This is a genomic window from Bradyrhizobium sp. P2_E8 (assembly GCF_056403875.1).
This window is the reverse complement of sequence record NZ_JBFUES010000299.1, coordinates 1-7506: the sequence shown is the minus strand read 5'-3', so window position 1 is coordinate 7506 and position 7506 is coordinate 1. Positions and strand designations below refer to the sequence as shown.

9 protein-coding genes are annotated in these 7506 nt (G+C 64.4%); 3 read left to right on the top strand and 6 right to left on the bottom strand.

All coding sequences use genetic code 11. From position 1 onward, the window contains the following. On the bottom strand, positions 1-1143 hold a 1143-nt coding region (locus tag AC1D00_RS18085; RefSeq protein WP_477011588.1), incomplete at its 3' end, for a M10 family metallopeptidase. A gap of 222 nt (positions 1144-1365) precedes the next feature. Between AC1D00_RS18085 and AC1D00_RS18080 the strand changes: the two genes are divergently transcribed. Beyond that, on the top strand, positions 1366-1692 hold the full coding sequence (locus AC1D00_RS18080) for a hypothetical protein (RefSeq protein ID WP_027545040.1): 327 nt from the start codon (positions 1366-1368) through the stop codon (positions 1690-1692). A gap of 145 nt (positions 1693-1837) precedes the next feature. Further along, positions 1838-3031, top strand: a complete 1194-nt coding sequence (locus tag AC1D00_RS18075) for a CaiB/BaiF CoA transferase family protein (RefSeq protein WP_027545039.1) — start codon at positions 1838-1840, stop codon at positions 3029-3031. Between the two features lie 19 nt (positions 3032-3050). Here the strand turns inward: AC1D00_RS18075 and AC1D00_RS18070 are convergent, their stop codons facing one another. Together AC1D00_RS18070 and AC1D00_RS18065 are read right to left on the bottom strand one after the other, a co-directional pair. Further along, positions 3051-3332 (bottom strand): hypothetical protein, encoded by a 282-nt coding sequence (locus AC1D00_RS18070; protein WP_404558092.1) that lies wholly within the window; start codon positions 3330-3332, stop codon positions 3051-3053. A gap of 50 nt (positions 3333-3382) precedes the next feature. Further along, entirely contained in the window at positions 3383-3868 is a 486-nt protein-coding gene (locus AC1D00_RS18065; protein WP_477011587.1) for a leishmanolysin-related zinc metalloendopeptidase, read from the bottom strand. Between AC1D00_RS18065 and AC1D00_RS18060 the strand changes: the two genes are divergently transcribed. Next, positions 3830-4264, top strand: coding sequence for a hypothetical protein (locus AC1D00_RS18060; protein WP_477011586.1), 435 nt, complete (start codon positions 3830-3832; stop codon positions 4262-4264). The genes AC1D00_RS18065 and AC1D00_RS18060 overlap by 39 nt on opposite strands. Positions 4265-4418: 154 nt before the next feature. Here the strand turns inward: AC1D00_RS18060 and AC1D00_RS18055 are convergent, their stop codons facing one another. The 3 genes from AC1D00_RS18055 to AC1D00_RS18045 all read right to left on the bottom strand — a co-directional run. Then, positions 4419-5309 carry an outer membrane protein gene (locus AC1D00_RS18055; protein ID WP_477011585.1) on the bottom strand — a complete coding sequence of 297 codons (891 nt, stop codon included), beginning with the start codon at positions 5307-5309 and terminating at the stop codon, positions 4419-4421. 440 nt (positions 5310-5749) lie between these two features. Continuing rightward, positions 5750-6619, bottom strand: a complete 870-nt coding sequence (locus tag AC1D00_RS18050) for an outer membrane protein (protein ID WP_027545035.1) — start codon at positions 6617-6619, stop codon at positions 5750-5752. A 170-nt stretch (positions 6620-6789) separates the two neighbouring features. Then, the coding region (locus AC1D00_RS18045; protein ID WP_477011584.1) for a tripartite tricarboxylate transporter permease at positions 6790-7506 on the bottom strand (717 nt) is incomplete at its 5' end.

The window sequence follows — 7506 nt, the reverse complement described above, 5'->3', positions numbered from 1 at the left end:
GTACGAGACCAGATAGTTGGCCCGGCTGCCCGAATACACCGCGGTGTCGGTGCCCGAGCCGCCATTGATGGCGTCGTTGCCCGCGCCCCCCGTGATCGTGTCGTTGCCACCGCCGCCGTTCAGCGCGTTGGCGATCGCGTTACCCACCAGCGTGTCGTTGCCGGACCCGCCGATGGCGTTGTCGATGTAGGAGCGCGCGTCGCCATTATAGAGATAGGCGTTGTAGACGTTGCCCGATGCGTAATGGCCATTGCCGAGATTGGCCAGCTGCACGGAGGAGAACACCGACGCCGCACCGGGATTGAGGTTGATGCTCAGGTTCGTCGTGTAGTTCGACAGGTCATAGGTATCGACGCCGCCGCCGTCCCAGACCGTCTCATAAATGCGATTGGCCGAGCCTCCGACGCCGCCACCCGGCGCGAGCTGCCCCACGCCGTTGATGAATTCCTGTCCCGTGGTCGGATTCCAAGTGTAGACCGTGTTGCTGCTCTGGGTCGTGTAGTCCGCGCCGTACATCGTCTGCAGCGCGAGGATATCGTTGGCCATATAGGTCTGCGAAAATCCGTACGCCTCATTGGTGTAGCCGGACGTGGTCGAGCCGCCGACATAGCTGCGATAGCTCATGACGGTGTATTCGCTGTCGTCGTGCGCGCTCGGCACAGCGACGTTGGCGACGCCGCCCGTTTCCTGGCTGTGCTTGAGGCCGAGGGCATGGCCGAGCTCGTGCAGCGCGGTCGTGAAATAGTAATTGCCGAGCGCGGCAAGCGAGTAATTGTACTGAGTCCCGAACCAGATATCGCCGCCGGACGCGTAGTTGCCGGGGTAATAGGCGTAGGAGGTCGGATTGGCCGACGGTGACTGCGCGACCATGATGTCGGCGCCGTTCGTCCCTGCGTACTGGATATTGGCGTTGGTGTAGCCGAGGATCAGTCCGATCGCGTAGTTGATCGCCGCCTGCATCTGGCTCGGCGCCGAGGCGAAACCAGACGTGGTCGGCTCACTGTTGCCGCCGCTGTAGGGATTGGCGTAGTCGCTGGGCGAATCCGGAAAGCTGTAGGTGATCGTGCCGGACCATTTGGCGCCCGACAGCAGGCCGTCGATCTCGGCGTTATTGGTGGCACTGACGGTGACAGCGGTGGCCAATGGACTCTCCGGAGCTACCCGCGCGATTCGGGCGAAGGCGTGTGATTCTAGCTTCAGAGGTAAACGTTTGGCTTAAATATTGCGCCTGCGTTCGGGCCCCTTCCATAAAATTGTGCTAGCCCTCAAACCCCGTAATCATACTGGCTAGGCCATTCCGTAGTCAAACGGGGCCGAGTACGGAATGCGAGCTTACGCATGCTTGATGATCTCCAGAGGAGAATCATGAAACTTGGCTCCTTCTCGGCCGGTCTCGTCGGCGTCCTTGCGGTGGTCGCCGGGCCGGATCACCTGTCCATCGGAGAACAGCCTGTCATGGTCGTGAAGGCCAACGCGGATGAAAACGGCAAGGACGGCGGCAAAGACCGCGGCAAGGCGGGCCGCGCACCCTCCATGCCAATGGCGCGCGATCCTTCCGCCGCGGTGGCGGAGGAGTACGAAGCCGCCCGTCGGACGGGAACGCGGGAGGCGCTCGAGCTCTTCATTGCGCGCCACGGCGACGCCCCGCTGGCCGAGCAGGCGCGCGCCGAGCTGAAGCGCCTACCGCGCTGATCCCTTTCACGCAGCGCAGCAAGCCGCGCCAGCCCAGCCCCGTCAGGCACTGCATTTCGACAGGCGGCATCCGCGTCGGCCCAGACTTGTCGCATGGGCGTTGGGCACTATGGTAGGCCCGCAATCTGTCCCGGAGCCCTTCAAGATGCCCTTTCCGCATGCCTCGGAAGCCCTGTCGCGCTTCACCGTGCTCGATCTGACCCGTGTCCGATCCGGGCCCACCTGCGTGCGGCAGCTCGCGGACTGGGGCGCCAACGTGATCAAGATCGACGCGCTGACCGAGGATACCGGCGGCGAGCAGCCGGGCGGGCCGCGGCGTGGCTCCGACTTCCAGAATTTGCACCGCAACAAGCGTGCAATGACGCTGAACCTGAAGGACGAGCGCGGGCTCGCCGTGTTCAAGCGGCTCGCCGCCAAGGCCGATGTCGTGGTCGAGAATTTCCGTCCCGACGTGAAGAAGAAGCTCGGCATCGACTATGACAGCCTCGCCGCAATCAATCCGCGCATCGTCTATGGCAGCATTTCCGGCTTCGGCCAGGACGGGCCCTATCACAAGCGGCCGGGTTTCGATCAGATCGCGCAGGGCATGGGCGGGCTGATGTCGATCACCGGCGCGCCGGGCGAAGGCCCGATGCGGGTCGGCATTCCCGTCGCCGACCTCACCGCCGGCCTGTTCTGCGCCATGGGCATCCTCACGGCGCTGCTCGAGCGCGAGGTCTCGGGCAAGGGCCAGTGGGTGCAGACCTCGCTGCTCCAGGCCCAGATCTTCATGCTCGACTTCCAGGCCGCGCGCTGGCTGATGGAGAAGGAAGTCGCCAAGCAGGCCGGCAACAATCACCCGACCAGCATCCCGACCGGCGTGTTCAAGACCTCGGACGGCTACATCAACATCGCCACCACGGGCGGGCGGATCTGGGAGCGCTGCGCCCAGGCGATCGGGGCGCCGGAGCTCTTTAGCCACCCCGACTATGCGACGGCCCCCGCCCGCTCCAAGAACCGCGACGCGCTCAACGCCGAGATCGAGAAGCGCACCGTGACGAAGTCGACCGAGACCTGGGTCCGGGAGTTCAACGACGCCGGCGTGCCCTGCGGGCCGATCTATGCCATCGACCAGATGTTCGAGGATGCCCAGGTCAGGCATCTCGGCATCGCGCAGGACGTGCCGAACGACGAGGACCGCCACATCCGCCTGGTCGGCCAGCCCGTGACGTTGTCGCGCACGCCGAGCAAGATGGTGGCGCGGCCGCCGGAATTCGGCGAGCAGACCGACGAGGTGCTGAAGGAGTTCGGCTTCGGCGCCGACGAGATCGCGGAGCTGCGTCAGCGCAAGGTGGTCTGAAAGCGGCGTAAGCGGTCGTCTAGATCTTGCGCAAGCCGTCGAAGCGCGTGTCGACATAGTGGCCGCCGGCATCGACAACCCGACAAAGCTCTCCGCCATCATGGTAGAGCAGAACGACCTTGGCTCCCGCCTCGAATTGTCCGGTCGGCGGTCCGCTCGGCGTACCGCGCGAGGCATAGAATGGCTGCGATCTCGCCACCTCGTGGGTGAACTGGTTGGGCGGAGGCGAGATCAGACAGTCGGACGGGATCAATGACGAATCTGGAAGCACAATCGCTTCCGGTCGCTTCATACCCTCCATGATCCGTTTCCCTGCATTCCAAGCGAAGCCTTGCTCGGCGGTGCTTTGGCCTAAGGTTCGAGGCTCTCATCGGGCAACGTGATCGGAATCCGCGGGAGCACGATGCCTCTTGGCTTTTCATCATGCGCGGCAGCAAGTCCCGCCTCAGCCATATGGAGATGATTGSGCAGGTGATACGGCTGGGCAACGTCCATGTTCACCTCATAACCGAGATCCTGCAAGCTGGCGATCGTCAACCGGCTCATCGGATTGCCGCCCTCATTGACGAAGCCGGTCATCAATTCCGCGCCGAAAACAGTGTCGCGCCAATGCGAATCCACCGTCCCCTCGCCACCCTTGTTTTCGACGGGAACGGGGAGCGGCGTCGCGGAGCCGCGGAGCTTGCCGTATTCGCGCATGGCGTTGGCACCGTGGAAAGTCGGATTGTGCGTGCGGACACCCTTCAACAATCTCTTGTTCGTCCAGATCGTTCCGATGCCGATCACATGCCCCATCTCGTGCGTGATGACGTCGTTCAGGGTGCCGTCGGCTTCCATGGCGGCGAGATCGGCAATATCGAATTGCATGTCGCCCGTCGCCGGCAGGAACGCAGCGGCCCCTGCACTCTTCGGGCGCAGGCGGTCCGGCCCCGCCTGGCCGAGAACATTTCCGGGGCCGTCAATGTCAGTGCCTTGCGCTGTGATGCGAAGATTGTTGATCCTCTCGCCGCCAACCGTGACGTCCGGCAAGTCGCCCACGATGGCGTGGGTCCACCGGTTTGCTGCAAGCTTGAAAGCGGCCTTTTGTTTGGCGGTCAGTCCGCCCAGGAAATGAACTTCGATCGTGTAACCTCGGGCGGCTGCGGCGGCGACCGCGTGCGGAATCTCGGCGCCCCTCTGGGCGCGATAACGTTCAATGGCCATGACATCCTCCGAAAAAATCAGATCAAATAAGTTTCTATCTATGCTTGCATAGTGATCCCGATTAACGCCGCTGACAAGGGAGAGAAAGCGTCACGGGGCCTGACTGTTTTTCACTCCGGACATACGAAAGCCCGGCGCGACCACCGGGCTTTCGACTCGCAACCACGCTTTGCGAAACAGTCGCTCAGGTCCCGCTGAAGCGATAGTTCACACCGAAGCGCAGGATGTTGTCGGTGACGTGCGAGCGATAGCCGACGACCAGCGGCGCGCCGCTTAGCGCGATCACGGGAGTCGCGAGCGTGCCCGACACCGTTCCGAGATCGACATAGAGATATTCGAGCCGGGCGCTCCAATTGTCGGCGAAGGCACCTTCGATGCCGGCGCCCGCGGTCCAGCCGACCTTCGTCGTGCTGCTGCTGAAGCTCGCCGCAACAGGCGTGAACGTTCCGCCGTCGGCGCCCGGGAAGCCGCCGACATTGATCGCGCTCACGCTCCCTGCGGTGGAGACGCGGCCATAGGCGAGACCGCCGGTGCCGTAGAGCAGCACGCGCGGCGTCACGGCGACACCGAGGCGGCCGCGGATGGTGCCGAACCAGTCGAGCTTCTGGGTAAGATTGAACGTAACAGGCAGCGCGGGATCGAACGTGTTGTCGCCGCGATGGCCCGGCGTGCAGACGCCGTCCTGCAAACCGGCCGGCGCGCCGGCGCACAGCGCGCCGAAACGACCCTTCCGGCCACTGCCCTGGAAGTCGGCCTCGAAGCCCGCCACGAACATCCCGCGCTGCCAGTTGTAGCCGATCTGTCCGCCGCCGGTGACGCCGTTGAGATCGAACGTGCCGGCGCTCGAGCTCAGCGGCGCGCCGCCCCCGCTGTCGATGAAGTCGACCGTGGTGGCCGAGCGGCCCCAGCCATAGCCGACATTGATGCCGGCATGGAAGCCGCTCCAATTGTAGCCGGGATCGGCGACCACCGGCGGCGCCTTGGTATGGATGTGCGGCACCGCCAGATCGTCGGCGAAGGCACGCGGTGCAAGCAGCGTGGCGGTCGCCGCCGCGACCAGCAAAGTTCGTGTCATCAATCTTCCCTCGAGAAAATGGCGTTGCCTGTTCGCCTGCTCGCAAGATGCGCGGGCGATTCAGTGCGGCGACACTAGGAAAGAGCGCATCGCTTCGGGTCCTGCGTTCGAACGTCGGTCGTTCAGAGGACGCGTGCAGCCGCTCGCGCGCGTGGGGCGCGCGCGGGCCATCGGGACGATCTCGAAAATCGCTGCTATTTCAGCGCGGTTTGGCGGCGGGGATGAATCTTGGGGACGGACGCGAGGGCCTCGAAAAGAGGCCCGGTACGCGCAGCTCGACAATCCGATCAGAGCAGATCAGGCTGCGGATGTGGCACGCCCGCAACAAGCGGGTCGCACTGTCCGATCGCCGGCCCTGCGTCATGTCCAAGAATCAGGAGAGGAACGACAAAGCCCGGCGCGAGGCCGGGCTTTGCTTCTTGTTGACGCCTCTGTTGATCTCAGTACCTGGCAACCACCGGGCCGCCGAACTGATAGTTGATGCCGGCGCGCAGGATGTGGTCGGTGAAGCGCGACGAGGTATTGGCGGCGATCGCGGAAGCCGGCGCGAGCGTAAACGGACCCGCCGAGAAGCGGCCGAGATCCATGTAGAGATATTCGAGCTTCGCGCTCCAGTTCTGGGTGATCTTGCCTTCGACACCAGCGCCGACGGTCCAGCCGACGCGCGTATCGGAGCTCGAGCCGACCGAGGCGATCGCGACGCCAGCGGGCGTGAAGCCAGTCATGGTGCCAGTGGTCTTGATCTCGCCGAAGGCCACACCGCCGGTGCCGTAGAACAGCACCTTCGGGGTCGCCAGGATGCCGACGCGACCACGAACCGTGCCGAACCACTGGAGCTTCTGGTCGATCGTCAGCGTGGTGCCGGCCAGACCGCCAGCCGGAAGGAAGGTCAGCCCGGGAAGACAGGCACCACCGGCAGGCGCGACGCCGCCGCAGTTGAAGAAGGCGCTGCCCTTTTCACCCGACCACTGCAGGTCGCCCTCGACGCCAAACACCCAGTTGGCGCTCTGCCAGTTGTAGCCCGCCTGACCGCCGGCGACGCCGCCGTTCATGTCGAACGACGCGCTGGTGATGGAGCCCGCCGGAGGCGCGATCACCGCACCAGTCGCCGTGTTGTTGTAGGTGACGTCGGTGCGCGAACGCCCCCAGCTGTAGCCGCCGTTGACGCCGATGTAGAAGCCGGTCCAGCTCCAGACCGGATCGACCATGACCGGTGCCTTGACGTAGGGCTTCGCCGCGAGGTCGGCCGCCAGTGCGCCCGTCGCGAACAGCGACATCGCCGCTGCCATTCCAATCACAATCCGCTTCATAGCAATTCCTCATCCCGCACAATCTTGTGATCAAAATATACCCCGCTCCCCACCCAAGGGCTGTGCCGCGCCAGCAACATCTGGAAATAATCGAGCTTAAGGTTGTGCCGGCGCCCGAACGCCACCACATTCCCTAAGCCATTGATTTCGAAAAATGTTGTTCCACGGGCCTAGCGCGATGTCGCTCTGGTCCGCTGCGTCAGTCCGACGCGGCCCAGCAACCCGTCGATCACCGGCCAAAACAGCAGCACGAGCGCCAGCGTCGTGATCGAGCCGACCAGCCCGTTCGACCAGAACACCTTGAGGTCGCCGCCGGAGCCGATCATCGACAGGCGGAAGGCATCCTCGGCGCGGTTGCCGAGCACGAGCGCCAGCGTGAACGGCGCGAGCGGAATGCCGATCTTCTTGAAGACGTAGCCGACGACCCCGAAGCCGAGCATCAGCCAGATGTCGAACATCGCGTTCTGGATCGCATAGGCGCCGATCGCGCAGGACACCACGATCATCGGCGCCACCGCCGCGAACGGCACCCGCAGGATCGAGGCGAAGATCGGCACCGTCGTCAGCACCAGCACGAGGCCGACGACGTTGCCGAGATACATCGAGGCGATCAGCCCCCAGACGAAGTCCTTGTGCTCGACGAACAGCAGCGGGCCCGGATTGAGCCCCCACACCATCAGGCCGCCGAGCAGGATCGCGGCGGTGCCGGAGCCGGGAATGCCGAGCGCCAGCATCGGCAGCAGCGCCGCGGTGCCGGAGGCATGCGCCGCCGTTTCCGGCGCGAACACGCCCTCGATGCGGCCCTTGCCAAAACTCTCGGGATCCTTGGAAAAGCGCTTGGCGAGATTGTAGCCCATGAAGGACGCGGCGATCGCCCCGCCCGGAGT

What these genes read in the sequence shown, in the direction of transcription:
- AC1D00_RS18080 (WP_027545040.1), top strand. Translation starts at nt 1,366, where the DNA reads ATGAAACTTGGCTCCTTCTCGGCCGGTCTCGTCGGCGTCCTTGCGGTG.
- AC1D00_RS18075 (WP_027545039.1), top strand. Translation starts at nt 1,838, where the DNA reads ATGCCCTTTCCGCATGCCTCGGAAGCCCTGTCGCGCTTCACCGTGCTC.
- AC1D00_RS18070 (WP_404558092.1), bottom strand. Translation starts at nt 3,332, where the DNA reads ATGGAGGGTATGAAGCGACCGGAAGCGATTGTGCTTCCAGATTCGTCA.
- AC1D00_RS18055 (WP_477011585.1), bottom strand. Translation starts at nt 5,309, where the DNA reads ATGACACGAACTTTGCTGGTCGCGGCGGCGACCGCCACGCTGCTTGCA.
- AC1D00_RS18050 (WP_027545035.1), bottom strand. Translation starts at nt 6,619, where the DNA reads ATGAAGCGGATTGTGATTGGAATGGCAGCGGCGATGTCGCTGTTCGCG.